Source organism: Myroides sp. TSA_177.3 (assembly GCF_052691955.1).
In genome coordinates, this window is the sequence record NZ_JBQZGD010000001.1 from 160,171 (window position 1) to 184,504 (window position 24,334).

General features: G+C 36.0%; 21 protein-coding genes. 18 read left to right on the forward strand and 3 right to left on the reverse strand.

The annotated features are described in order from the left end of the window. Positions 1-18 precede the first annotated feature (18 nt). The 14 genes from gcvH to tsaB all read left to right on the forward strand — a co-directional run bounded on the left by gcvH (position 19) and on the right by tsaB (position 10,182). On the forward strand, positions 19-399 hold the full coding sequence (gene gcvH, locus ACUTSE_RS00665) for a glycine cleavage system protein GcvH (RefSeq protein WP_002989870.1): 381 nt from the start codon (positions 19-21) through the stop codon (positions 397-399). Continuing rightward, positions 389-775 (forward strand): VanZ family protein, encoded by a 387-nt coding sequence (locus ACUTSE_RS00670; protein WP_002989872.1) that lies wholly within the window; start codon positions 389-391, stop codon positions 773-775. Before gcvH ends, ACUTSE_RS00670 begins: the two co-directional genes overlap by 11 nt. A gap of 47 nt (positions 776-822) precedes the next feature. Continuing rightward, entirely contained in the window at positions 823-1,569 is a 747-nt protein-coding gene (deoC, locus tag ACUTSE_RS00675; protein ID WP_002989874.1) for a deoxyribose-phosphate aldolase, read from the forward strand. Positions 1,570-1,661: 92 nt separating this feature from the next. Then, positions 1,662-2,576: a heme o synthase gene (gene cyoE / locus ACUTSE_RS00680; RefSeq protein ID WP_002989876.1), complete on the forward strand. Its 915-nt coding sequence runs from the start codon at positions 1,662-1,664 to the stop codon at positions 2,574-2,576. 16 nt (positions 2,577-2,592) lie between these two features. Then, positions 2,593-3,177, forward strand: coding sequence for a cytochrome c oxidase subunit 3 (locus ACUTSE_RS00685; protein WP_002989878.1), 585 nt, complete (start codon positions 2,593-2,595; stop codon positions 3,175-3,177). 44 nt (positions 3,178-3,221) lie between these two features. Continuing rightward, positions 3,222-4,196 (forward strand): cytochrome c oxidase subunit 3, encoded by a 975-nt coding sequence (locus ACUTSE_RS00690; RefSeq protein ID WP_115092454.1) that lies wholly within the window; start codon positions 3,222-3,224, stop codon positions 4,194-4,196. 21 nt (positions 4,197-4,217) lie between these two features. Beyond that, positions 4,218-4,577, forward strand: a complete 360-nt coding sequence (locus ACUTSE_RS00695) for a cytochrome C oxidase subunit IV family protein (RefSeq protein WP_002989883.1) — start codon at positions 4,218-4,220, stop codon at positions 4,575-4,577. Between the two features lie 112 nt (positions 4,578-4,689). Next, on the forward strand, positions 4,690-5,313 hold the full coding sequence (locus tag ACUTSE_RS00700; RefSeq protein ID WP_445639043.1) for a hypothetical protein: 624 nt from the start codon (positions 4,690-4,692) through the stop codon (positions 5,311-5,313). Between the two features lie 2 nt (positions 5,314-5,315). After that, positions 5,316-5,939 (forward strand): SCO family protein, encoded by a 624-nt coding sequence (locus ACUTSE_RS00705; protein WP_445638864.1) that lies wholly within the window; start codon positions 5,316-5,318, stop codon positions 5,937-5,939. 3 nt (positions 5,940-5,942) lie between these two features. Next, positions 5,943-6,488: a DUF420 domain-containing protein gene (locus ACUTSE_RS00710; protein WP_002989888.1), complete on the forward strand. Its 546-nt coding sequence runs from the start codon at positions 5,943-5,945 to the stop codon at positions 6,486-6,488. Positions 6,489-6,494: 6 nt separating this feature from the next. Further along, entirely contained in the window at positions 6,495-6,716 is a 222-nt protein-coding gene (locus tag ACUTSE_RS00715; RefSeq protein ID WP_002989890.1) for a hypothetical protein, read from the forward strand. A 104-nt stretch (positions 6,717-6,820) separates the two neighbouring features. Continuing rightward, a complete protein-coding gene (locus ACUTSE_RS00720; protein WP_445638865.1) occupies positions 6,821-8,254 on the forward strand; it encodes a TolC family protein in 1,434 nt (477 codons plus the stop codon). Positions 8,255-8,257: 3 nt separating this feature from the next. Next, a complete protein-coding gene (locus tag ACUTSE_RS00725) occupies positions 8,258-9,508 on the forward strand; it encodes an efflux RND transporter periplasmic adaptor subunit (protein WP_445638866.1) in 1,251 nt (416 codons plus the stop codon). Further along, positions 9,505-10,182 (forward strand): tRNA (adenosine(37)-N6)-threonylcarbamoyltransferase complex dimerization subunit type 1 TsaB, encoded by a 678-nt coding sequence (tsaB, locus tag ACUTSE_RS00730; RefSeq protein WP_445638867.1) that lies wholly within the window; start codon positions 9,505-9,507, stop codon positions 10,180-10,182. Before ACUTSE_RS00725 ends, tsaB begins: the two co-directional genes overlap by 4 nt. A 4-nt stretch (positions 10,183-10,186) precedes the next feature. Here the strand turns inward: tsaB and ACUTSE_RS00735 are convergent, their stop codons facing one another. Both ACUTSE_RS00735 and ACUTSE_RS00740 read right to left on the reverse strand, forming a co-directional pair. Beyond that, positions 10,187-10,954 carry a mechanosensitive ion channel family protein gene (locus ACUTSE_RS00735; RefSeq protein ID WP_002989899.1) on the reverse strand — a complete coding sequence of 256 codons (768 nt, stop codon included), beginning with the start codon at positions 10,952-10,954 and terminating at the stop codon, positions 10,187-10,189. A 3-nt stretch (positions 10,955-10,957) separates the two neighbouring features. Next, positions 10,958-12,955, reverse strand: a complete 1,998-nt coding sequence (locus ACUTSE_RS00740) for a thioredoxin domain-containing protein (protein ID WP_445638868.1) — start codon at positions 12,953-12,955, stop codon at positions 10,958-10,960. A 446-nt stretch (positions 12,956-13,401) separates the two neighbouring features. On the opposite strand from ACUTSE_RS00740, the gene ACUTSE_RS00745 reads away from it, so the two are divergent. Next, positions 13,402-15,684, forward strand: a complete 2,283-nt coding sequence (locus ACUTSE_RS00745; RefSeq protein ID WP_445638869.1) for an anion permease — start codon at positions 13,402-13,404, stop codon at positions 15,682-15,684. An 89-nt stretch (positions 15,685-15,773) separates the two neighbouring features. On the opposite strand, the gene ACUTSE_RS00750 is transcribed toward ACUTSE_RS00745, so the two are convergent. After that, a complete protein-coding gene (locus ACUTSE_RS00750) occupies positions 15,774-16,673 on the reverse strand; it encodes a NifU family protein (protein ID WP_445638870.1) in 900 nt (299 codons plus the stop codon). A 210-nt stretch (positions 16,674-16,883) separates the two neighbouring features. On the opposite strand from ACUTSE_RS00750, the gene ACUTSE_RS00755 reads away from it, so the two are divergent. The 3 genes from ACUTSE_RS00755 to ACUTSE_RS00765 are packed head-to-tail and all read left to right on the forward strand — an operon-like array spanning position 16,884 to position 24,301. Then, positions 16,884-17,300 carry a hypothetical protein gene (locus ACUTSE_RS00755; protein ID WP_445638871.1) on the forward strand — a complete coding sequence of 139 codons (417 nt, stop codon included), beginning with the start codon at positions 16,884-16,886 and terminating at the stop codon, positions 17,298-17,300. Positions 17,301-17,304: 4 nt separating this feature from the next. Continuing rightward, positions 17,305-23,283, forward strand: coding sequence for a T9SS type B sorting domain-containing protein (locus ACUTSE_RS00760; protein WP_445638872.1), 5,979 nt, complete (start codon positions 17,305-17,307; stop codon positions 23,281-23,283). A 7-nt stretch (positions 23,284-23,290) separates the two neighbouring features. Continuing rightward, a complete protein-coding gene (locus ACUTSE_RS00765; protein ID WP_445638873.1) occupies positions 23,291-24,301 on the forward strand; it encodes a PorP/SprF family type IX secretion system membrane protein in 1,011 nt (336 codons plus the stop codon). Positions 24,302-24,334: the final 33 nt, after the last annotated feature.

Here is a 24,334-nt window from a genome sequence, read left to right on the forward strand (position 1 = left end):
GCTAAAAAATAATACAAAATGAATTTACCAGCTAATTTAAAGTACACAAAAGACCACGAATGGGTAGCTATCGAAGGTGATATCGCTACAGTAGGTATTACAGATTTCGCTCAAAGAGAGTTAGGAGATATTGTATATGTTGAAGTTGAAACCTTAGACCAAACTTTGGATAAAGATGAAGTATTTGGTACGGTAGAGGCTGTGAAAACAGTTTCAGATTTGTTTTTACCATTATCAGGTGAAGTAATTGAATTCAATGAAGGGTTAGAAACAGAACCAGAATTAGTAAACCAAGATCCTTACGGAGCTGGATGGATGATTAAAATTAAAGTTTCTGATTTAAGCGAAGTTGATGCTTTGTTGTCAGATGCAGCATATAAAGAATTGATTGGCGCGTAAGGTATTTTTTATCGCAGGATTGCTTTGGACGTGTTTTATTATATACGCATGTCTAGCTGAAGCATCCTCAATACCCAAAACGTCTTTCTTTAATATTCCGAATAAAGATAAAGTTGCACATTTTACTTTTTACTTTGTTTTCTCCGTTATTTGGTTTTTGTTTTCGAACAAAAAAAACAACAGTAAAAAGGCGAAAATAAGAACAGGAATAGTTATCTTTACTATTGCAACGTTCTTAGGTGGAGGAGTAGAGTTAGGTCAATATTTTTTCACCAATTCACGAAGTGCAGAATGGGCGGATTTTTTCGCTAATTCACTGGGAAGTGCAATTGGAATTTTATTTGGTTTACTTATAACAACGCATAAAAAAAAATAGAGCCCCAGTCATGGGGCTTTTTTTATTAATAAAAAGTACTTACAATAATGAGAGATTTGAGAGAGTTTATGGATTCTACGTATTTAAAAACTGCAGAACAAGCAGGTTTGACAGAAGTAGAAAATAAGAAAGTTGTGACCGACTTAATTCAAGAAGCGATTGAAGAGCAGTTTAAGCTAGCGATGATTCGCCCTGAAGAAGTAAAAGCGGGAAGAGCATTAGTAGATCAAAACAACTCTAAAGTTTTGATTGGTACCGTGATCGACTTTCCAAAAGGAGATGGAGGATTGGAAGCAAAGCTAAAAGAAGCGAAACAAGCAGTCGAAGATGGAGTAGATGAGTTGGATTATGTCGTGGATTATAAAGCCTTTCAAAAGGGAGCTGTTGATGTAGTGAAGGAAGAAGTTTACGCTTGTACCAAGTTCGGTTTAGAACAAGGAAAAGTAGTGAAATGGATTATTGAAGTAGCAGCGTTGACGAATACAGAAATCGTTAAACTAACAGCGTTGATTAAGAATGTGGTATTGAGTAATTTCAAAGAAACAGAATACGATAAAGTATTTGTGAAATCATCGACTGGTTTTTATCAGACAGAAGGGGGAAAACCTAATGGTGCAACGATGGAAACGCTTGTTTTAATGCTCGAAAATGCAGGTCCACTACCTGTAAAGGCAGCTGGAGGAATTCGCGATCGAGAAACTGCTATCGAAATGATTACTTTAGGCGTTAAAAGATTAGGAACTTCTTCGGCAAAAGTTATCGTTGAGGGGAAGGGTAGTACTGAAAATTACTAAAAGATTAAAATAAGTGAATATTCAAAGCTCTAACGTATGTTTATAGGTATAGTTCTAAAAAATGGATTATATTTGCAACTCATTAAAAACAAATGAAAACAGCTTTGAATATTTCTTCTGAAAATAAACAATCGGTTTCTATCCTTAAGGAATTTAAAGAAATGACTAAGATGGGACTTGCCCTTAGTGTAGTGTTTTCCACTTTGGCAGGTTATGTTTTAGCTGTTCCGGATATTAGAAGCATAAATTATATGACCATCATCGCTCTAGCAGTAGGGGGATATTGTATGGTTGGAGCATCTAACGTTTACAATCAAATCATTGAGCGTGATTTAGATGCTAAAATGAACCGCACGGCAAATCGACCAATCGCATCTGGTCGTGTGAAGCCAACACCCGCTTTTATTCTAGCCGTGGTGTTAACGCTTTTGGGGATTGGAATCTTGTATGCCATCAACCCTAAAACAGCAATGTTTGGTGCAATCTCTATCTTTTTATACACAAGTGTTTATACTCCGTTAAAAACCATAACACCACTATCTGTGTTTGTTGGGGCTTTTCCTGGAGCAATTCCCTTTATGTTGGGATGGGTTGCAGAAACCAATAACTTCGGTATCGAAGCAGGAACCTTATTCTTAATTCAATTCTTTTGGCAATTTCCCCATTTCTGGGCAATTGGATGGTTCTTGTTTGACGATTATAAACGTGGTGGATTCTCCATGTTACCAACTGGAAAGAAAGATAATAAGACGCTAACGCAGATTATTTTATACACCATTTGGCTGATCATCGTTTCTATATTCCCAGTATTTAATGTAACGGGTCGATTGTATTTGACGCCAATTGCAGCGGGTCTAGTTTTACTAGCGGGAATTTGGATGCTTACAGCAGCCGTAAAGCTTTATAAGCAGAGAACGGATAAAGCCGCTCGTGCATTAATGTTAGTAAGTGTAACTTACATCTCATTAATCCAAATTATTTACGTGTTAGATAAAATTTTACGATAGTTTATACAGATAGAATATGGAAAATATTGTAGCGCAAGAGCAATACGAGAAAAAAGGTAGAGCATTAAAAGTAATGTTGCTATTTGCTATTGGAAGTATTGCCATGGTGTTTGCAGGTTTGACAAGTGCTTACGTAGTAAGTAAGTCTAGACCTGACTGGCTTGCAGATTTTGTATTGCCAATGGATTTTACAATTAGTACCGTTGCGATTGTAATTAGCAGCGTGACGATGCACCTTGCATTGAAGGCAACGAAAGAGGGAAATGTTAAAAGTGGTACGATTTATTTAATTTCTACTTTGATATTAGGTCTCTTATTCGTTTTTTTGCAATTCAAAGGTTTTGGACAGGTAATTAGCGAAGGCTACTTCTTTACAGGAAGCGAAAGTACAATTACAACTTCATTTTTATATGTCATTGTAATTGTGCATATTGCACACTTGTTTGGAGGGATGATTTCTTTACTCGTGGTAATTTATAATCATTTTAAACAAAAGTATAATGCTGAGCAATACGTTGGAATACAGCTATGTGCATGGTTCTGGCATTTCTTAGATATACTTTGGGTCTATTTGTTTTTGTTTTTTACATTCTTTAAATAGAAAATTTAAATTAAATTTGGGAACTTTATAACTAATAACTTTTTATGGGAGCGACAGTTACTACAGAAGCTACTGAAGTAAGAGGCGATGCAAGAGGGCCTCTAAATGTAAGCTACGGTAAAATGATGATGTGGTACTTCATATTATCAGATTCATTAACATTTTGTGGATTCCTTGTAGGATACGGTTTTACAAGATACAAGTTCATGGATACTTGGCCGATTGCAGACGAGGTGTTTAACCACTTTCCTTTCTTACATGGTGTAGATGCACCAATGTACTATGTGGCCTTAATGACCTTCATTCTTATTTTCTCATCTGTAACGATGGTATTAGCAGTTGATGCTGGTCACCAAATGAAGAGAAAAAAGGTGGCAACTTATATGTTTTTAACTATCCTAGGTGGTTTAGTGTTCGTTGGATCACAAGCTTGGGAATGGAAAAACTTCATCAATGGTTCTTATGGAGCTGTAGAAACTAGAGGAGGATCAATCTTACAATTCGTAGGTGAAGATGGAAAACAAATCGCATTAGCTGATTTTGTAGTTTTAGATCCAAATCGTGGGGAAGCTACATTAACAAGAGCTAAAGCAACTTGGTTCGTAAATGGACCTAGTCAATCAACGTATTCTTTAGCTGAAGTTCAAGCTGGTTTTGATGCAAATCCTGCAATCAGAATTCGTACACAAAATACAACAGATGCAAAACACAAAGAAATCCTTTCGAGAGAGGCTTCTGTGGAGCGTTTGAAAGATGCAGTATTAGTTGTTGAAGGAGCTAACTTGATCCGCAACGAATACGGACACAAAACGTTCGCTGATTTCTTCTTCTTTATTACTGGATTCCACGGATTCCACGTTTGTACAGGTATCTTAATTAACATTATCATTTTCTTTAATGTGTTATTAGGTACGTATGACAGAAGAGGTTCATACGAAATGGTTGAAAAAGGAGGATTATATTGGCACTTCGTAGATTTAGTATGGGTGTTCGTATTTACATTCTTCTATTTAGTTTAATGTTATAAAAGATTATTTGATATGGCAGCAGATGCAACAGCACACCACTCAAACGCAAAGAAAATCTGGAAAGTATTCTTTATCTTATCAGCAATCACAATTGTAGAGGTTGTATTAGGTATTTTCAAACCAGAAAGCATACATCACGTACATTTCTTTGGATTAAGTTTGTTAAATTATATCTTCATTGTTTTAACAATTTGGAAAGCGTACTACATCATGTGGTCGTTCATGCACTTAGAACAAGAGAAAACAGCATTTAGATGGACGGTAGCGGGAGTTTTAGCTTTCCTATGTGTTTATTTAATCACTTTGGTTTTAATTGAAGGAAACTACGTATATGAAGTATTCCACAATGCACAATATAAGTGGATATTTTAATAAGTTATTATAATTTAAAAGGCGGTTTATTAACCGCCTTTTTTTATTTTTGTCTAGCTATTTAATTTATTGTAAAGTGAAAAAATATATCATACTCGTATTGCTTTTTGTAATGCCTATTTGTGCTTATCTTTTTTTCGCTACTGGGGTGAATCAATTTCAACGTTTACCCATCATTAGTGAAAATGTAAATGAACTACCGCTAGGTGAGTCTTCATTAAACAAACAACCTGTTTTGCAAGGCCGCATTACCGTATTGGGATTTCCTGGTGGACATCTATACAGAGACCGTGGGGATGCCTTTAACCTCAATCAAAAAATCTACAACCGCTATAAAGACTTTGACGATTTTCAATTGGTGATGGTCCTACCGAAAGGATCGGAAGCAGAAGCACAAAAAGTAGTGGATGACCTAAGTCCAATTTCGGATATGTCAAACTGGAACTACTTATTCTTAGAGCCAGAAGAAATTCAAACGTTTTATAAAAGTTTAGGTCTAGTTGGTAAATTAGATGATGATTTAGCAAGTATCAATGTGTATATCGTTGATAAAGATCGTAACCTTAGAGGAAGAAAAGGTAAAAACAAAGCAGGAGAGCTTGAATATAAAGAAGGATATTCTACCATTTCAGCAGCGGAATTACACAATGATATGATGGATGATGTAAAAGTTGTATTGGCTGAATATCGATTAGCATTAAAAAAGTATAAACGCATTAATAGTAATGAAGAGTAGATATGAAAGATAAATCATATATCTGGATTTCTTTAGTTGTATTGGTATTCGGAATTTGGGCAGTGCCAAAGATTATTAAGAAATTCGAAAAGTCAGATTTAGTTGTTATTGGACAAGCACCAAGTTTTGAACTAGTTGATCAAAACAATAAGACCATCAATAATGCTAGTTATAAAGGGAAAGTGTATGTAGTCGAATTTTTCTTTGCGAATTGCCCGACAATCTGCCCGATTATGAATCAAAATATGTTGAAGTTACAAAATACCTTCCGTCCACATATGGATTTCGGTATTGCTTCAATTACAATTGACCCTAAAAATGATACCGTTGAAGCGTTGAAAGCACATGGGGAGGAATTAGGTGTTACAATTCCCCATTGGCACATGTTGACTGGAGATGCAAAATACATCTATGATTTAGCAGCTAAATTCAATTTATATACAGGAGTTAATCCAGAGGCACCAGGAGGATTTGAGCATTCAGGGTTATTTGCTTTAATTGATAAAGAAGGGAATATCAGATGTAGAATCGATGAGCATGGAAACCCAGTGTTATATTATGATGGTACATCAGATGAAGGTGTTCAATGGATCAAAGAAGATATTAAATTATTGTTAGCTGAATAAGACATGGAAAATTATAAAGAATTAGAACAAAAATATACCAAGTGGATTTGGATTTTGTCCATCACCATTCCTGTGGTTGTAGCGATTCTATTTGGTGTAAATTTACAGAAGCTAGGGTATGATGTTCAGCCTTTGAGTTTTTTACCCCCAATTTACGCTACTATTAATGGAATTACAGCCGTATTGTTAGTTTGGGCAGTAGCTGCTATTAAAAAAGGAAATAAAGCCTTACACGAGCGTTTAATTAAATTGTGTATTGCTTGTTCGGTTGCTTTCTTAGCGATGTATGTTGCTTACCATATGACTTCAATCGAAACGAAATACGGAGGGGAAGGCTTTATTCGTTATGCGTATTTCTTTATTTTGATTACGCATATCTTATTGTCTATTATCATTATTCCTTTTGTATTAATCACATTTGTACGTGGTATTTCAGGTTCATACCAACGCCATAAAAAATTGGCGCGTATTACTTATCCGATGTGGTTGTATGTTGCAGTAACAGGGGTAATCGTATATTTAATGATTTCTCCTTATTACGTAAATTAGACTCGTATGAAAAAGTTTTATTTTTTAGTTGCGTTTTTTATCTTAGCCTCTGCCCAAACGGCAGTTGCTCAGTGCGCCATGTGTAGAGCTGTATTGGAAACGGAAGATGGTGGAGTAAAAGCAGAAGCCGTAAATAATGGTATTGTTTACTTGATGATATTCCCTTATTTACTCGTTGGATTTGCCTTGTATTTTAGTTACAAAGTATATAAAAAGAAGAAGAGTTAAAGGAGCATAAAAGAACAAACCGCCTAAGAAGGCGGTTTTTTTATTACCTTTAATGTAACAATCGTTTCTACTTCACGTCTTATAGTTTAGATAATTAATTTGCAATGAATTTGAGTAAATTTTACATTTCAGTCCTGTTTTCTTTTCTTGCTTTGCCTGTCTTAGCGCAAGAGAAGCGCTGGACGCTAGACGAATGTATTGATTATGCCATCGAACACAATATCAGCGTCAAGCAAATCGAAATAGGCGAACAGCGCAATGTCGTTACTGTGGATATGGCGCGATACGACTTTTTACCTGTCTTGAGTGGATCGGCTAATCATTCTTGGACGATGGTAGACCAACCAGATGTTCAAACGGGGACGATTGGACAACGTACCTTGCAGGAGTCTACCGTTGGATTGAGTGTAGGGATTGATATTTTTGATGGTCTACAAAAGCAAAAGCGATTAGCAAAAGCGCGTTTGGAACATGTAGCTTCAGTTTATCAAGTCCAAAAAATCAAAGAAGATATTGCCCTGGCAGTTATTAATTCGTACTTACAAATTATTTTCAACAAAGAATTAGTACATACAAACAAAGTTCAATTAGACTACGATGAAAACGAAGTAAGTAGAGTGCAGGTCTTGGTGAATGCAGGGGCAGTCCCAGCAGGAGATTTACTGGATGTAAAGGCAACAGTAGCTTCTTCTACACAGCGTTTAATCAGCTCTGAAAATGAATTGATTATCGCAAAATTGAATCTGGCTCAGTTGCTTCAAATCCGAGATTATGAACACTTTGATGTTCAAGATACAGATTATAAAATAACAGAATCGGAATTGATGTTATATACTCCCGAAGAAATTACCAGTCGCGCTTTTGAATCTCTGACGAATATAAAAACGGCAGAACTCAACGTGCAATTGGCAGAAAAGGAAGTACAAATAAGCAAAGGAGCCTATTATCCTAAACTGACGGGATTCTATAATTTTGGTTCTAATGTGCGTTATCAAGATCGAATTGTCGGAAGTAGCCCGACGGAAGGTTTGGATCAAATTGGGTTTGTGGAGGGATCAGGACAACGCGTGATGCGCCAAGGAATGATGAATGTATATGGTGGTCCAGAGTCGTTTTTTAGACAGATTGACAACAATAAAAGTTCAACCTTTGGGTTGAGTTTGACCGTGCCTATCTTCAACGGATTAAAAACAAGAAAAACAGTAAAACTCAATCAATTGGCTTTGGAACAGATGCAATATGAGAAAGAAGCTGAGGAATTGAAATTAGAACAATTGGTTTTCAAAGCTTACACGGATACCAAGAGTAGTTTTCAAACGTATGAAGCTAGTGTTGTAACACTGGAATCTCGAGAAAAATCGTTGGAGTATGCAAGAGAACGCTATGCGGTTGGGTTGATTAATATCTTTGAACTCAATCAAAATCAAAACTTACACGTAACGGCTCAATCAAATCTTCTCAAAGCTAAATACGATTACATTTTTAAGAATAAAATATTAGAATACTACTTCGGATTACCGCTGTTTAAAAGAAATTAAGGGATGAAAAAGAAATATATATTTATTGTTTTAGCACTCGTTGTCGGTCTCTTTGTTGGGATACAGTTTTTTACGACGAAGGATGTATCTACTGTGGTAGAGTTAGCTGCTGTTGATGAAATCAATTTAGTAGAAACGGTTTCCGGTACTGGGAAAATTCAGCCTGAAATTGAGATTAAAATAACACCAGAAGTATCTGGAGAAATCATAAATTTGCCAGTCAAAGAAGGACAGGTAGTTAATAAAGGCGATTTGCTAGTTGTAATCAATCCAAACTTGTATGAATCTAATCTAGATCGTATGGTAGCGATGTTATCAACAAGTAAAGCTGGATTGGAACAAGCAGAAGCCCAGTTGAAAGAAACGAAAGCTTCATTTGCGCGAAATAAAACCTTATTCGAGAAAGGCGTTATTTCGGGTTCAGAATGGGATCAGGTGGTGCGTTCATATGAAGTTGCGAAAGCCAATAAAAATTCGGCCTTTTACAATGTAGAAAGCTCAAGAGCAGCAGTTGAAGAAGCAAAAGTGAATTTGTTGAAAACAACAATTTACGCTCCTAGTGCAGGAACAATTTCGCGTGTAGATGTTGAATTGGGGGAGCGCGTACTTGGAACGCAACAAATGGCGGGTACAGAACTATTGCGTGTAGCGAATTTGAATAGCATGGAAGTTGAAGTAAACATCAACGAAAATGATATTGTCAAAGTGAAAGTTGGAGACGAAACAAAAATCAATGTGGATGCCTTTTTGAAAAAGGAATTTAAGGGAGTTGTAACGAGTATTTCCAATTCAGCTTCTAATCAAACCTTATCCGCGGATCAAGTGACAACGTTCAAGGTAAAGATTAAAATTCTACGTGAATCCTATGAGGATTTACTCGACGGAAAGTTAGAAGATTATTCTCCTTTCAGACCAGGGATGACGGCAGCTGTAGATATTATTACTCACGTTAAAAATAAAGTGCTTGCCGTGCCAATTAGCGCAGTTGTTATGCGTAGCCCTGCTGATACATTGAGTAATCAAGAGAGCAATAAAGCAGCACAAACGAGCGAAGCGCTCAAAGAAGCTGTATTTGTAGATGCCAATGGTGTAGCCCAATTGCGCTTTGTAAAAACAGGGATTCAAGACGATAAAAATATTGAAATTGTTCAAGGGTTGAAACAAGGAGATGTCATCATTACAGGACCTTACTCGACAGTTAGTAAAACCTTGAAACACAATGATAAGATAAAGAAAGAAGAAACGAAAGAATGATTGTACTATTGAATATAGAGACCGCAACTAAAAACTGTTCTGTCTCTTTGTCTGTAGATGGAGCACTTGTAGGAGTGAAAGAAATAGCAGAAGAAAATTTTTCTCATGCAGAAAAACTGCATGTGTTTATAGAAGAGCTGCTCAAAGAAAACGGGTTAACAATGCAAAATCTATCGGCTATTGCCGTTAGTCAAGGTCCTGGATCTTATACTGGATTGCGCATTGGTGTGTCATCCGTTAAAGGTTTGTGCTATGGACTAAATATCCCGATGATTGCGCTAGATACGTTGCAGATTTTAGCCAAGCAATTGCAAGTGAATAGCGGATGGATTATCCCGATGATTGATGCAAGGCGAATGGAGGTGTTTTGCGCCACTTTTTCTCATGAAGGAGTGTTGGTTAAGGCTATTGAGGCAAAAGTGATTGACGAGGCTTCTTTTAGTGAATTAGAGGGGGATGTACCCGTTTACTTCATTGGGGATGGAGCAATGAAATGTGCAACCGTCTTAACAGCACCAAATTTTAAATTCATTGATGCTATTGTCTACCCTTCTGCTAAAGAAATGGTCGCGTTGAGTTATGAAAAATATACGGCAAAAGACTTTGTAGATGTGGCTTATTTTGAACCTTACTACTTGAAGGATTTTGTAATGCCTGTAAAACAAAAGAAATAAGTGATTATAAAGCATCACTTATTTCTCTTGATTTTAGTAGGATAAATGAATTGACAGCGGTAAAGTTGTCGTTGTCTACCCATACTTGTACCACATAGGTAATTTTAGTGTCGAGTAATTCTTTAATTAACACTCGAGGTTTTGGTTGTGATAAGATCTTGTCATTGGATTGAAGCTCTTCTAACAACTGGTCAATAAATAGATTGGTATTTTTGGTTAAGTTCGTCTGAACAAGTACCTCTGATCTTCTCAGGTTATTTTGCGATATATTTTTAATCTTGCTATTGGATAAAACTCCATTAGGCAGGTAAATAACGCTATTTTGATAGTTGACAATTTGCGTGGAAAATATGTGAATACTCAATACTTTTCCTGTTTCTCCCTGGGCTTCAATAATATCTCCAATGCGAAAAGGCTTGAAGAGAATAATCAAAACACCCCCAGCAAAATTGCTGAGCGAGCCTTGTAATGAAAGTCCAATAGCCAAACTCATGGCGCCAATTATCGCAACAAACGAGCTCGTTTGAATGCCTAGTTTGGAGGCGATAACAACGAAAAGTAAAATGCGAAACCCCCAAAGTAAAACATCGAGTATAAAGCTTGAAAACGTTGGGTCTATATTGCGCTTTGTCATGATACGCCTAGCAATCGTTTGAGACATTTTAATGACCCACAACCCCAAGCCAAGAATAAGAAGCGAGGTTACAATATGCGGAATATAGGCAATTGCATTTTCAATATAGGACGTCAATAAATGATCGAATTTTTCCATAAATTACAGTTTAATTAAGCTACTTAAATCAGTGGTTGGCGTTAAACAATGTCTGTTTTCGCAAAGATAATACTGTGTAGTTTCTTGGATCGTATATTTTTCAAAATACGGTATTGTACTAGGTTGATTAATTGGAAAAACAAAAGTCTTACTGATTAAGTTTGCCTGAACTTGTAAACTAGCTTCTAGAGCATTGGTACCAACAATGGCTAGTTCTGCTGGAGCAGTTGTATACAACATGGCCAACAGCCAATGTGAATAGGCCGAAGGGTAATCTAAATTAGATTGCATCACTTCAATCATGTGTTGGGCAAGCTGGGTGTAATGCGCATGCTCAAATGCAACGCCCAATTGAAGTAAATTCATACATAAAACCGCATTAGCAGAAGGAATTACGTTATCTTCTGTTTCAATGCTTCTCAAAATATGGTTAGCCTGACTAGCCTGATTAAAATAGAAGAACTTACTCTTTTCATCTAAAAATAAGTCCAAAGTTAAATCCATGAGACGTTTGGCTTGCCATAAATAATCTTGATTTGCCGTGTGCTCAAACAAGCGAATTAAAGCTTGAATATAAAAAGCATAATCATCTAAATATCCTAAAGTATGTGCATTTTGATTGTGAGAAGAGTGAAATAATCCTCGTTCTTCATCCAATAAATATGTTTGAATGTAGTGATTAATGCTTTCTGCTTGTTGCAAATAACTTGTTTCGTTTGTCGCACTATAGGCATCTAGTAGCCCTGTAATCAACATGGCATTCCAGCTGCAGATAATTTTGTCGTCTAAGTGCGGTTTTGGTCTGTGATCTCGTTCTTCTAAAAGCAATTGTTCCCACTTCTTTTTGCGTTCTTGTAAGTCAAAAACATCCAATTGATTAGCTGTAGCAATAGAAGCCAAAGGTTGATTTTGAATAAGTACAAAATGCCCTTCTTCCCAATAACCATAGGCATTAACATTGAATATTTGCGCAAATAAAGAAAAGTCATCTCCTAAAATACGACGCAAGGTAGCTTCTGTCCAAACGTAGTAAGCCCCTTCTTGTGAAATACCTTTGTCGTTTACACTATCTGCATCCAAAGCAGAATAAATTCCGCCCCAATCAGATAGCCAATTGCGTTGAATAAATTGTATGGTCTTGGTAATTACTTCTAAATACAGTGGATTAGCTGTGCGTTTATAGGCATCACTATATACACTCAACAATTGGGCATTGTCGTATAACATTTTTTCAAAATGAGGAATATGCCATTTGAAATCCACAGAATAGCGAGAGAAACCGCCTTCTAAGACATCAAATATCCCGCCCCAAGCCATTTGGGTGAGGGTTAAATCAATATAGTGAAGTAAATCTTTATCTCGTGTCAAATCACCTACTTTTTGAAGATAGAGTAGGTTGGTGGGCATCATAAATTTAGGGGCTCGTTGGTAACCACCATACTCTAAATCGAAACTTTGTTTCCATTTTTCAAGCACGATATCCAAATTGAATCGACTCTCTTCGTTTGCCACAGGTGCGAGTCCCATTATATAAACCCCCTCTTGTAATTTGGTAGCAAATTCAAGGGTAGCTTCGGGTTTGTTTTGGTGTAATTGTGCAAGTTGTGTTAAAGCATCTACCCAAGTTTGTTTCGGAAAATAAGTTCCTCCCCAAATAGGCCTTCCATCCGGTAAACAAACAACATTTAAGGGCCATCCTCCTTGTTTGGTCATTAGCTGAACGGCCTTCATATAGTAGGCATCCACATCGGGATGTTCCTCACGGTCTACTTTTATCGAAATGAAATTTTGATTCATTACCTCGGCAACAGCTGGATTAGTAAAACTTTCCTCTTCCATAACATGACACCAATGACAGGTTGAATATCCGATACTGACAATAACCAATTTATTTTGTTTTTGGGCTTGCTCAAAAACAGTTGGATGCCAAGCTTTCCAATGAATAGGATTGGAGGCATGTTGTCTTAAATACGGGTTTGAAGCGTGTTGGAGTTCATTCATATTCGTAACTTGTGTTTGAATAACAAAATTAAGGAAAATTTTATTGGAAATCCGAGCACAGTTGCATTTGTCGAGACCTGAAGTCCCTAAAAACGGTCAGCTGTATTTAGGGACGTTCACCTTCACTCCCTTACCCATAACCCGCAACCCCTAACTCATAACCCCTAACTCATAACCTAACTCATAACCTAACTCATAACCTAACTCATAACCTAACTCATAACCTAACTCATAACCTAACTCATAACCTAACTCATAACCTAACTCATAACCTAACTCATAACCCCTAACTCATAACCCCTAACTCATAACCCCTAACTCATAACCCCTAACCCCCAACTCATAACTCACAACCCCTAACCAAAAAAAACAAAGGATAACATTAAGTTAACGTTGGATTACAGAAATATAAGCACTTTTGCAGTACGCAAAAAATAAAAGAATAAATGGAACAGATTTTTATTGTAATGCTGATAGCCCTTGGGATATTGGCGATAATAGATTTGACTGTTGGAGTTAGTAACGACGCTGTAAACTTCTTAAACTCAGGACTTGGATCAAAGGCGATGTCTTTCAAAGGTATCATGTTGGTCGCTTCTTTGGGTATTTTGGTAGGAGCGGTGTTTTCTGGTGGTATGATGGAGATTGCCCGAAGTGGAATCTTTGTCCCCAGTATGTTTACCTTCAACGATGTAATGATTATTTTCCTAGCCGTAATGATTACGGATGTCTTGTTGTTGGATGTCTTTAATACACTAGGATTACCTACATCTACAACAGTTTCGATTGTATTCGAATTGTTGGGAGCTGCAGTGTGTTTAGCTGTAGTGAAAATTGTAACAAGTGATGACAGTTGGGCTACCTTGCCCTCGTATATCAATACGAAAAAAGCCTCCGAGATTGTTGTGAGTATTTTGTTGTCCGTTATTTTATCCTTTACACTAGGTACGTTAGTTCAATATGTATCGCGTCTAATTTTTACGTTTCAAGTAGAACGTAAATTGAAATACTTTGGTGCTTTATTTGGAGGAACAGCAATTACGGCAATTTCATTCTTTATCTTAATTAAAGGGTTAAAAGGTTCGAGTTTCTTGACGAAGGAAGCATCGAATTGGATTGATCACAATCAGCTAATTATTCTAGGAGCAAGCTTTGTGTTTTGGACCTTGTTCTCTCAGATGCTCATGTCCTTGTTTAAGCTAAATATCCTACGCGTCATTATTATCATCGGAACGTTTGCTTTAGCCTTGGCTTTCGCAGGAAATGATTTGGTGAACTTTATTGGGGTGCCGATTGCGGCGATTCAATCTTTTGAATTCTTTCAAAGCTCAGGACAAGCGCCTGATGTTTATATGATGGGAAAATTAGCAGAAGAAAGTGTGAAAGCACCCTTCTACTTCCTATTGTTAGCTGGAGCGGTGATGGTTTATACCTTGTGGACATCAAAAAAGGCACGCAATGTAATCGAAACAGAAATGAGCTTAGCTCGTCAAAGTTCAGATTCTTCAGATGAGAAATTTTCACCGAATTTGTTGTCAAAGGCTTTAGTACGAAGCATGGTTATTTTGGGTGGAATTGTGAATTACTTCCTTCCAAAATCATGGCAAATCCATATGGATAAGCGTTTTGAGCAACCGGAGGTAAAATCAAAAAGCAAGAATAAGGAGGATGAACCAGCTTTTGATATGGTACGTGCTTCTGTCAATTTGATGGTGGCGAGTATTCTAATCTCTATTGGTACATCAATGAAACTACCTTTATCTACAACTTATGTTACGTTTATGGTAGCAATGGGTACTTCCTTTGCGGATAGAGCCTGGGATAGAGATTCAGCTGTTTATCGCGTAGCAGGGGTATTCAACGTAATTGGTGGATGGTTTGTAACAGCTATAGTTGCTTTTGTGGCTTCTTTCATTACAGCCTACATTTTATATATAGGAGAAGTTTATGCTTTAGTAGCGATGTTGATCTTAGTGGGTATTCTATTGTATAGAAGCAATAAGATGCATCAGCGTTTAGAACAAGAGAAAAAACTCAAAACGGAAAAGCTCAATAAAATTGATATTGTTACCATCCAGGAAGTAGCTTCGGAGAGTTCGGCTCAAATTGCTAAGGTTATTGTTCGTACAAATGAATTATATACTCGTGTGATTGATGGAGTGGCTTTGCAAAATCACGCGGATTTAAAAGCGTGTAGAAAGAAGTTAAAACAGCTGGAAAAAGAAGTGGATAGTTTGCGTGGAAATGTGTATTTCTTCATTAAGAATTTAGATGAAACTACGGTAGGAGCAAGTAAGTTTTACGTATTAACGCTTGGATTTTTACAAGATATTATTAAGTCTACCTTATTTATTACACAGAATAGCTATACACACGTGGACAATAACCACAAGAAGTTGAAGTTTAATCAGATTCGCGACTTAAAGCTAATCGATAATAAACTACAAAGCTTCTTAGATGAGATTGGAGCCATCTTCTTAGAAGAGAAGTTTGATCGCATTAGTGATGTTTTAGCGAATAAAGAAGAGATTACGTTGACGATTGATAAATTAATTCAAAAGCAAATCGTTCGTATTCGCACAACAGAAACGAGTCCGAAGAACAGTAAGTTGTATTTCTCTATCTTGTTTGAAACTGATGATTTGGTAAAAGCAACTATAGGGTTGTTGGAATTATTTGAACAATTTGACCTCGATCAGAAACGAACTAAATTTACTTCGAAAGGGTAAGGAATTTTAAATCGTTCAACTTATAACTAAAAAAGCGCTTGAATCACTTCAAGCGCTTTTTTTAATAACTATTACTATTGTATCGGATATTATCCGTTGATTGCTTCTACAACGATAGCTTCGTCTGCAAGCATGTGACGTAGCATGTTCTCAATACCATTCTTTAAGGTAAAAGTAGAAGATGGACAACCGCTACAAGCACCTTGTAAGATAACTTGAACCACGTTGGTATCTCCATTGTAATTTTGGAAAGCGATATTTCCACCATCAGCCTGAACTGCTGGTTTTACATTTTCTTCCAAAATATTAATGATGCGTTGTGACTTTTCATCTAATGAGTCAAAGTGAATATCCGCTTGTTTTTCTAATTCTTCTACATTAGTTACTAAAGCTTCATCCACCGCTAAATTTCCTTTTTCTAAAAATTCCTTAATAAAAGAGCGTGTCGATTGAATGAATTCATTCCAATCAAAGGCCTCATATTTCGAAATAGAAACATAGTTCTCATCAATGAATACTTCGCGTACAAAAGGCAGTTTAAACAGCTCTTTCGCTAAAGGAGAAGACTTGGCTTGATCAATGTTTTTGAACTCAACCCCTTGCTTAGTTAATGCCTTGTTGGCAACAAATTTAATTACGGCTGGGTTTGGAGTTGACTCTGCATAAATCGTAATAGGATGTTTTTTGGCATCATCTTTAGATTCTATTAAGATTTTCTTACCTTTAGCCATGAAAGTTTGGATTTGGTCTGCAACCGTGTCTTGCACGTCCTCCCATTCAACAATTGAAAATTTTTCAATAGCAATGAAATTATTTGCAATAAATACCGTTTTTACAAAAGGTAAGTAGAAAAGTTCTCGCGCTAAAGGAGATTGAGCAGTTTCATCAATGTTTTTGAACTCAAAATTGTCTCCTTTTGTGATGAAATCAGGTAGGATAAACTTGACAATTGCTGGGTTTTGAGTATTTTGAATTTTAATGTGCGACATTTTGTTTTATTTTTTTTCAAAATTAACAAACTTATATTCTACGAATCTGTATATTTGGTTTTTTAAACATATAATTAACATATAATTAAGTATGAATTAACAGCGTGAAAAATAGAAGCCTTTTAATTCCAATTCTGAACGTAAGTTAATCTATTTTAGAATTTTATAATAGTAATAAATGAATAATAATTTTTATAAAGTGTGTAACGTATGAAGTTTAAAATGGTTTTTAGCTCTGTAATTATCTTAGTTGGAGCTATACTCTTGGGTTTTTCATCAAAAGCGCAAGATAGAACGACGACTTTAGATCCTCGAATTACAGAAGTCTATCGAGATAATAAGCAATTGTTATCTGAAACTAGAGTGAACGCCTTAATGCATCTGCTCAATGAAAGAGTAGAAATTAAGGAAGAAGCTTTCGTAGCAGGTGAAAAACATCAATTATTGTCAACTGTACCTTTGTTCAACAAGTTTAATCCAGATTTGACACGTGATACAACAGTAGACGTTAATACATTTAATGTATTAAAGTATGATATGAAATTTTTTAATTTAGGAAGTTTCTCGTATCGTATGGACAATACAAATTTTGTAATTATTATTCATAAACAAGCTTATAGAGATTAGCAGTATGAAAAAAATTATTAACCTATTATTTTTATTATGTAGTTACCTGATTTATGCCCAAAATAACTCAGAGTATACTCCATATCCCATGATAAATGGTGAAGTTGAAACCTGTTCGGGTTATTTTTATGATTCGGGAGGATTTGACAATCACTATGGGAATAATGAAAACTTGACTTATACGATATGTCCTGATGCGGCAAATAGAGTTATAGTTCTTGATTTCGAGGCTTTTATTACAGAAGCTAATGCAGATATTTTAACTATTTATCGAGGAACTGTTGCGGGAGGGGCTCCTTTAATGGAGTTGTCTGGACAAGTAGATCCATTTCGTGTTGCAGGCCACACTGCATCAGGTGGGTGTTTAACAATGGTTTTTCAATCCGATGACCAAAATACTTTTCCAGGTTGGAGAGCGAAAATTACATGTCAAGGTGGAGAATGTCAGAGAATTAATGCCATTTTTGTTGGGTCAACACCAGAGATTGACCCAGCCTTAGCTCCTCAATGTCCTGAAGATATTGGGATTATTCGCGCATGTAAAGGAACGCCTGTTACCTTAAAAATGAGAGGAGCTTTTGAAGTAGATGGTTCAGGAGCAACTTATGAGTGGGTTTCGAGTATGAGAGATGCAAACCACCAGCCTATTGTTTATTATGGTAAAGAAGTGACGTTGGATTTGGATCCGGGTGCTTATAAATTTACATTAGTTGTACGTGATGCTAACGGTGTATGTACAAGTCATGATAAAGGGAAAGTTATTGTGCAGATTTCTGAAAGTGAAGCGGAAATAGAATTGAGTACAGATAAGGAAAACTATTGTTTAAATGATACGGTTCTTCTAAATGCTGATGTAATTCTGAAAAGGGTAAAATATAACCCACCTCCACCACAAGCAGGTGTTACTTTTATTCCTGATGGTCAAGGAACTGCATATGAAACAAAAATCGTTGTAGATATGTTCTGTGATGATGAAAGAATTGGAGATAATCCGGATATAGATCCTGCGGAAAATTTTACGTTCTATGTAAATATGGAACATTCTTACCTAGGGGATTTAGATATTGATTTAATTCCACCAGTTACTACAGATGACGATGGGAATGTTACACATAATGGTGTTATTAGTATTAATAGAGAGAATCAAGGATTAAATTTAGCCATGGGAATCCCAAATTGGCTAGGTGGTGCTGGACCCAATTCTCCTGATGCACAATTAGGGCCTGGAGTAGGTTGGCGTTATGACTTTGCAGAGGCGGGAGCAACTATTTTATCTAATGGTCCAACTACTCAAGTAAGCATGCCAACGGTTCCTACACGTAGACAATCGATTAATCCAGGGACCTATCGTGCTAATAATAGTTTTGCAGATGTTGTAGGTCATAAACTCAATGGAGAATGGACTATTCGTATTAAGGATAATAAAGGAATTGACAATGGGTGGATTTTTGAATGGGGATTGATTTTCAATGATGCAATTTTACCAAAAGATTTATCTTTTACACCTGAAATTAAATCACAACGTTGGATTGGTGAGGGAATCATGGATAACGGAGATGGTACAGCTAGTGTACGTCCAGTTATGCCAGGTACCTATACTTATACTTATGAAGTAACTGATTCATTTAATTGTGTTCATACGGAAGATATTACAGTTACCATTGATCCTGTATTATTTGTTGATCGTCCAGATAATTTAAATGCTTGTATGGATCAAGCAACACGCGTTGGAACATTTAACTTAAGAGATGTTCAACCTTCTGTTAGCTCGAATCCAAATGTAGTGTATAGTTATTATAATAGGGAAGAAGATGCGCAACTTAATGTTAATGGTATTGTCGTTAATCAAGAGGTAAATATTGCTGATAGTCCAAGAAAAATTTGGTTTAGAGCGGTTGATCCTGGAATGAGTTTAAATTGTTATACAGTTGATAGTTTCTATTTGGTGGTAAACAATTGTGCATTACAACTGCGTGATTTAGATAATTTAATTATTTGTGATCCAGCAACAACTTTTGATTTAACTGTACAAACTCCTATTGTATATAATAATACACCTGGATTTACAGTAACTTATCATACTACACAAGCTGGTGCATTGGCAGGAAATAATGCTATTCCAACAGCAGATTTAGCTACTTTTGCTGGTACAGATGGGCAGACTATCTATGTACGTGTGCAAAGTGATGCGAATGCTGAGGCTTATGCCACAACAAGTTTTAGATTATACATTGAAGAAGTACCTACTATATTCCCAGTAACCGAAATTTTTGGTTGTCCTGTGAATGCAGAGAAATCTATTGGTGAATTTAACTTGCCATTGAATAATTTAGCTTTAACAGGTGGAAGACCTAACTTAATCGTTAGTTATTTTGCTACAGAAGCAGATGCAATTGCAGGTTTGGCTGCGAATCGTTTACCAAATATGTATCAAGCAATGAATGGTAGAATTTGGGCACGTGTAGAACATTCAAGAACGAAATGTTTTGCTACGACACCAATTGATTTGATTGTAGCTGATATTCCAGAACATGCGGATGATGTTACTATCTTTAATTGTTCAACAAATAATGATGGTATTGCTGAGTTCTCAACGAGTACAATTACATTCCAATTGTTTGGTAATATTTTACCTAATATAAGTGTACGTTATTTTATTTCTGAAGCTGATGCACAACGAAATATTAATAACTTATCTGATACATTCACCAATACAATTCCAAATAATCAAACGATTTATGCAAGAATTGCTTTTGATCGTTCAGGATGTTTTGAAATTGTACCTGTTGAATTGGTAATTTCACGTTCTCCTAGAATTGTGACACCTACACCTTTCGAAGCGTGCGTTGAAAGTCACAATAGAGAAGTTATTTATGATTTGCGTCAAAAAGAAGCTGAAATCTTAGGCGGTCAGAATGCTGCGAATTTTGAAATTACTTACTACTTGACTGAAAATGCTGCACATAGAGGAGAATTCCCTATTGATAATGCAAATTCTTTCTCTAATACTACTTCTTATGTGGTATGGGTAAGAGTACAAGATAGAACAACAGGATGTTATGCAGTAACTCGTATTGTGTTAACGACAAAATTATTACCAAATATCTCGGCTATGTTACCTACGTATAAATTATGTAGTGCACCAGAGGATAATGGAATTGGAGTTTTTGATTTAGTAGGATACAAGAATGTAATAGCAAATGGACAACAAGGTTTAGTTATTACCTACCATAAAACAGAAGCTGATGCAGATGCGAATCGCAATAGATTACCTAATAGCTATGAAAATGAAACGGCTTATTACCAAACCATTTTTGTTCGTATTGAAAACGAAGTAGGATGTCATGTAGTAAGAACATTAGCATTACGTGTTGATGCATTACCAACATTGAATATTACTGCTGAACCATTCCAAGTTTGTAGCTATGGAGAAACAGGAGTAACTTCTTTTAACTTAGTGGATATTATCAATACCATCCAAGTAGGAGTTGTTGGTTTAGAATATCATTTCTATGAACTAGAAGAAAATGCATATAACGATATTGATCGTATTTTAAATCCAAGAAACTATACGAATATTCAACCAGGGGTATCAACAGTTTGGGTGAAAGCATTAGATCCTGTAACACGTTGTTTCACTGTGAAGCCTTTGAGAATTGTTGCAGTAGCTGCGCCTATTTTACCAGTGGCTCTTGAAAATTTAGTGATGTGTACAGATAGATTTGATGGTACAAGTGCTATTTTTGATTTAACAGATCAAAATGATCGTATCTTAGCTGAGCAAGAAGGAAACCCTGCTGATATTAGAATTGTTTACTATTTAACAGAAGCTGATGCATTAAATAGTAGAAATAGAATTACAACGCCAGAGGTGTTTACAAATACAAGACTAAATCAAAGAATTTGGGTTAGAATTGATAATGCAGTAACGAAATGTTATGTAATTGGTTCTTTCCTATTGGAAATTAAAAATCCATTGGAAATTGCTGCGGTATTAACACCAATCGATTTATGTCAAGATATAACGTTACCTGGTGTTTCTGCAACATTTAATTTACATGAAAGAGAATCAGAACTTTTATTAGGTGTTGAGGTATTTGGAGCTGTATTTGGTTATTATGAATCAAAAGAAGATGCAGAGAATAATCGTAACCCAATCCAGAATACAAGAAACTATGTAAATAGAACAAATCCTCAAACGATTTGGGTGTCTGTTGAAGGTAGAAATGGTTGTAGAAGTTATAGACCATTAGTTATTAGAGCAAAACCATTACCAAAGCCAAACTACAATCCTAAGACTTTAGAGATGTGTGAGTTTGAAACAAGAGATGGAAAAGCTGAATTTAATCTACGTTTAGCTGAAGAGGACATAAGAAATCAAGATCTAAATTTATTCTTTAGTTATTTTGAATCTGAAGCAGATGCTAATGCAAATGTAAATCCTATTCCGGCTCCGACTAATTATGTGACAGGAACAAGAACTGTTTGGGTGAGAGTTGCTAAGAATAATGGAGGTGTACCTGATACTTGTTATGTGATTGTAAAATTACCAGTGAAGGTAAATCTTCAACCATACTTTAGTCCATTGAAACCTTATGTTCATTGTTTGGATACTCCAGGGGAGTTTGAAAAATTTGATTTAAGAACAAAATTTGATGAGATTTTAGAAGGTAGAAATGCAGCTGATTATTTAATTACGTTCTATACAGGTTTAGATGCAGCAATGAATGATAGAGAACCAATCATGTATGATTTCGTTAATACTACTCCAAATCGACAAGTGATTTTTGTAAGATTAACTGATAAGAAAACAGGTTGTTTCTATGTAGATAGATTAACGTTATCAATTGAACAAAAAGTAATAGCTTTTCCAATTAGTACAACGGATAAAGGAAGAATTGAGAAATGTGCAACACCAGCAGGGCCAGCAGGAACTGCAGTATTCGATCTTAATTTGTTTACAGATGAGATTAAAGGAGCTCAAGTTATTGTTCCAGCTGATTTAGTAGTACAATACTATTACAACAATGCATTAATTGATGCTGGAGATTTAGGACGTTTCAGATTACCAATCGGAACACACGAAATCGTAGCAGTTGTTAAACAAGATGATGCAGGGTTCTTCTGTCAAGATGAAACCAGATTCACATTGACTGTTTTTGAAACACCGATCGCACCAGTACTACAAGCGAGTACATTAGTATGTATCGATTACAATACAGGAAAATTAGTTGACCCGTATACGATTGATTCAGGATACAAAGGTGGTGATTATGAATTCCAATGGGAAAGAAGAGGTGCTACAGGTGGATTTGTGCCAATTAATGGTGCTACAAAATCATACTATGTAGTCGAAAGTATTGAATTAGGTAATGTCTTTAGAGTGGTTGTTAAATACAAAGGACAACAATGTTCTAATACTAGTAATGATATAACACTTAACTTTGTTGAGGATATCAAAATCAAAGTAATGAATGTTGACTCAAAAGGTATTATTGGAGCAATTGACGGAGAAGAAAGAATTTCAATTATAATTGAAAGTCCAACGGACACTAGATTGTTTGAGTATGCTTTAGATGAAGGTGCTTACCAAGATTCAAGAATCTTCTATGATGTATTAAATGGTTCACATAGAGTTTGGGTTAGATACAAAGATCAGAGATCAATTTGTCCTCAATATGTTGACGTATTTGTTTTAGGGTATCCAAGATTCTTTACACCAAATGGTGATGGGTTTAATGATACTTGGAATATTCCAACATTAAAAGGACATCCAGAAGCTGTGATTTATATCTATGATAGATATGGTAAATTACTTTCTCAGTTTAATCCTGCTAGTGGAGGATGGGATGGTACATTTAATGGGAAGCAAATGCCATCAACAGACTATTGGTTTACTGTAGAATATTTAGAAGAGGCTAAACAAGCAAATCAAGTTCCTAGAAAAGTTCAATATAAAGGGCACTTCTCATTAAAACGATAATTAGGATATGAAAATATTTAAGAAAAGATATTTAGCAGTTGCGTTATTAGTTACTCAAATGAGTAATGCGCAAGACGGTGGATTACCTATGTATTCGGATTATTTAGCTGATAACTATTATTTGATTCACCCTGCAATGGCTGGTTTGAAAAATAGTACACAAGTAAGAGGAGCGATAAGACAACAATGGGGAGATACGGATGATGCACCGCAAACTCAAACTTTAACAATCAATACCCGCGTCGGAGAACGATCGGGTATTGGTATCATCGCTTTCAAAGATAAGAATGGGTATCATTCAGAAACAGGAGCGAAGTTGACGTATGCGCACCATATCACATTTAGTGAATCGCGTTATGAATTGAATATGTTATCGTTTGGTATGAGTGCAGGTTTTGCGCGAACTACATTAGATGAAACAGAGTTTGGTTCTGGATACGATCCGATTCTAAGTGGTGGTCTTGAAGTAAAAGACAGCTATTTCTCTGTTGACTTTGGAGCAGCTTATCACCGTGGAGAATTTTTCTCTATGTTCACAGTTAAAAATGCAGTTACGAGTAAAAGAGAATTGTACACGGATGCAGAAAGTAGCAACTTCCGCCGCTATTTATTAGGTGGGGGATATACATTCGGAAACACACGTTACAATGGTGGATGGATGTATGAGCCTTCGGTTTTATTACAGTACGTTGAAGAAACTGAAATGAAGTTAGCAGATGTGAATATGAAAGTGTATAAAACATTTGACAATGCAAAGCTTTGGGCAGGGGTTTCTTATAGACGCGACTTTAACAGAGCTGAGTACATGAAAAGTGGTAAAACGAAGAAACAAGCAAATCAAAGTATTAGTCCACTATTAGGAGGATCTTACAAGATGTTTAGTTTGACTTACACGTATACACATGAATTAGGAGATAATACGTTTAACAAAGGAGGATTCCACTTGTTTACACTTGGAGTTAATTTATTTGGAAAACGAAGTTCATTAGATTGTAACTGTCCTAACTTACATGATTAAAAAAAAAGTCCCGATATTTATCGGGACTTTTTT

What these genes read in the sequence shown, in the direction of transcription:
- gcvH (WP_002989870.1), top strand. Translation starts at nt 19, where the DNA reads ATGAATTTACCAGCTAATTTAAAGTACACAAAAGACCACGAATGGGTA.
- deoC (WP_002989874.1), top strand. Translation starts at nt 823, where the DNA reads ATGAGAGATTTGAGAGAGTTTATGGATTCTACGTATTTAAAAACTGCA.
- cyoE (WP_002989876.1), top strand. Translation starts at nt 1,662, where the DNA reads ATGAAAACAGCTTTGAATATTTCTTCTGAAAATAAACAATCGGTTTCT.
- ACUTSE_RS00685 (WP_002989878.1), top strand. Translation starts at nt 2,593, where the DNA reads ATGGAAAATATTGTAGCGCAAGAGCAATACGAGAAAAAAGGTAGAGCA.
- ACUTSE_RS00690 (WP_115092454.1), top strand. Translation starts at nt 3,222, where the DNA reads ATGGGAGCGACAGTTACTACAGAAGCTACTGAAGTAAGAGGCGATGCA.
- ACUTSE_RS00695 (WP_002989883.1), top strand. Translation starts at nt 4,218, where the DNA reads ATGGCAGCAGATGCAACAGCACACCACTCAAACGCAAAGAAAATCTGG.
- ACUTSE_RS00700 (WP_445639043.1), top strand. Translation starts at nt 4,690, where the DNA reads ATGCCTATTTGTGCTTATCTTTTTTTCGCTACTGGGGTGAATCAATTT.
- ACUTSE_RS00705 (WP_445638864.1), top strand. Translation starts at nt 5,316, where the DNA reads ATGAAAGATAAATCATATATCTGGATTTCTTTAGTTGTATTGGTATTC.
- ACUTSE_RS00710 (WP_002989888.1), top strand. Translation starts at nt 5,943, where the DNA reads ATGGAAAATTATAAAGAATTAGAACAAAAATATACCAAGTGGATTTGG.
- ACUTSE_RS00715 (WP_002989890.1), top strand. Translation starts at nt 6,495, where the DNA reads ATGAAAAAGTTTTATTTTTTAGTTGCGTTTTTTATCTTAGCCTCTGCC.
- ACUTSE_RS00720 (WP_445638865.1), top strand. Translation starts at nt 6,821, where the DNA reads ATGAATTTGAGTAAATTTTACATTTCAGTCCTGTTTTCTTTTCTTGCT.
- ACUTSE_RS00725 (WP_445638866.1), top strand. Translation starts at nt 8,258, where the DNA reads ATGAAAAAGAAATATATATTTATTGTTTTAGCACTCGTTGTCGGTCTC.
- tsaB (WP_445638867.1), top strand. Translation starts at nt 9,505, where the DNA reads ATGATTGTACTATTGAATATAGAGACCGCAACTAAAAACTGTTCTGTC.
- ACUTSE_RS00735 (WP_002989899.1), bottom strand. Translation starts at nt 10,954, where the DNA reads ATGGAAAAATTCGATCATTTATTGACGTCCTATATTGAAAATGCAATT.
- ACUTSE_RS00740 (WP_445638868.1), bottom strand. Translation starts at nt 12,955, where the DNA reads ATGAATGAACTCCAACACGCTTCAAACCCGTATTTAAGACAACATGCC.
- ACUTSE_RS00745 (WP_445638869.1), top strand. Translation starts at nt 13,402, where the DNA reads ATGGAACAGATTTTTATTGTAATGCTGATAGCCCTTGGGATATTGGCG.
- ACUTSE_RS00750 (WP_445638870.1), bottom strand. Translation starts at nt 16,673, where the DNA reads ATGTCGCACATTAAAATTCAAAATACTCAAAACCCAGCAATTGTCAAG.
- ACUTSE_RS00755 (WP_445638871.1), top strand. Translation starts at nt 16,884, where the DNA reads ATGAAGTTTAAAATGGTTTTTAGCTCTGTAATTATCTTAGTTGGAGCT.
- ACUTSE_RS00760 (WP_445638872.1), top strand. Translation starts at nt 17,305, where the DNA reads ATGAAAAAAATTATTAACCTATTATTTTTATTATGTAGTTACCTGATT.
- ACUTSE_RS00765 (WP_445638873.1), top strand. Translation starts at nt 23,291, where the DNA reads ATGAAAATATTTAAGAAAAGATATTTAGCAGTTGCGTTATTAGTTACT.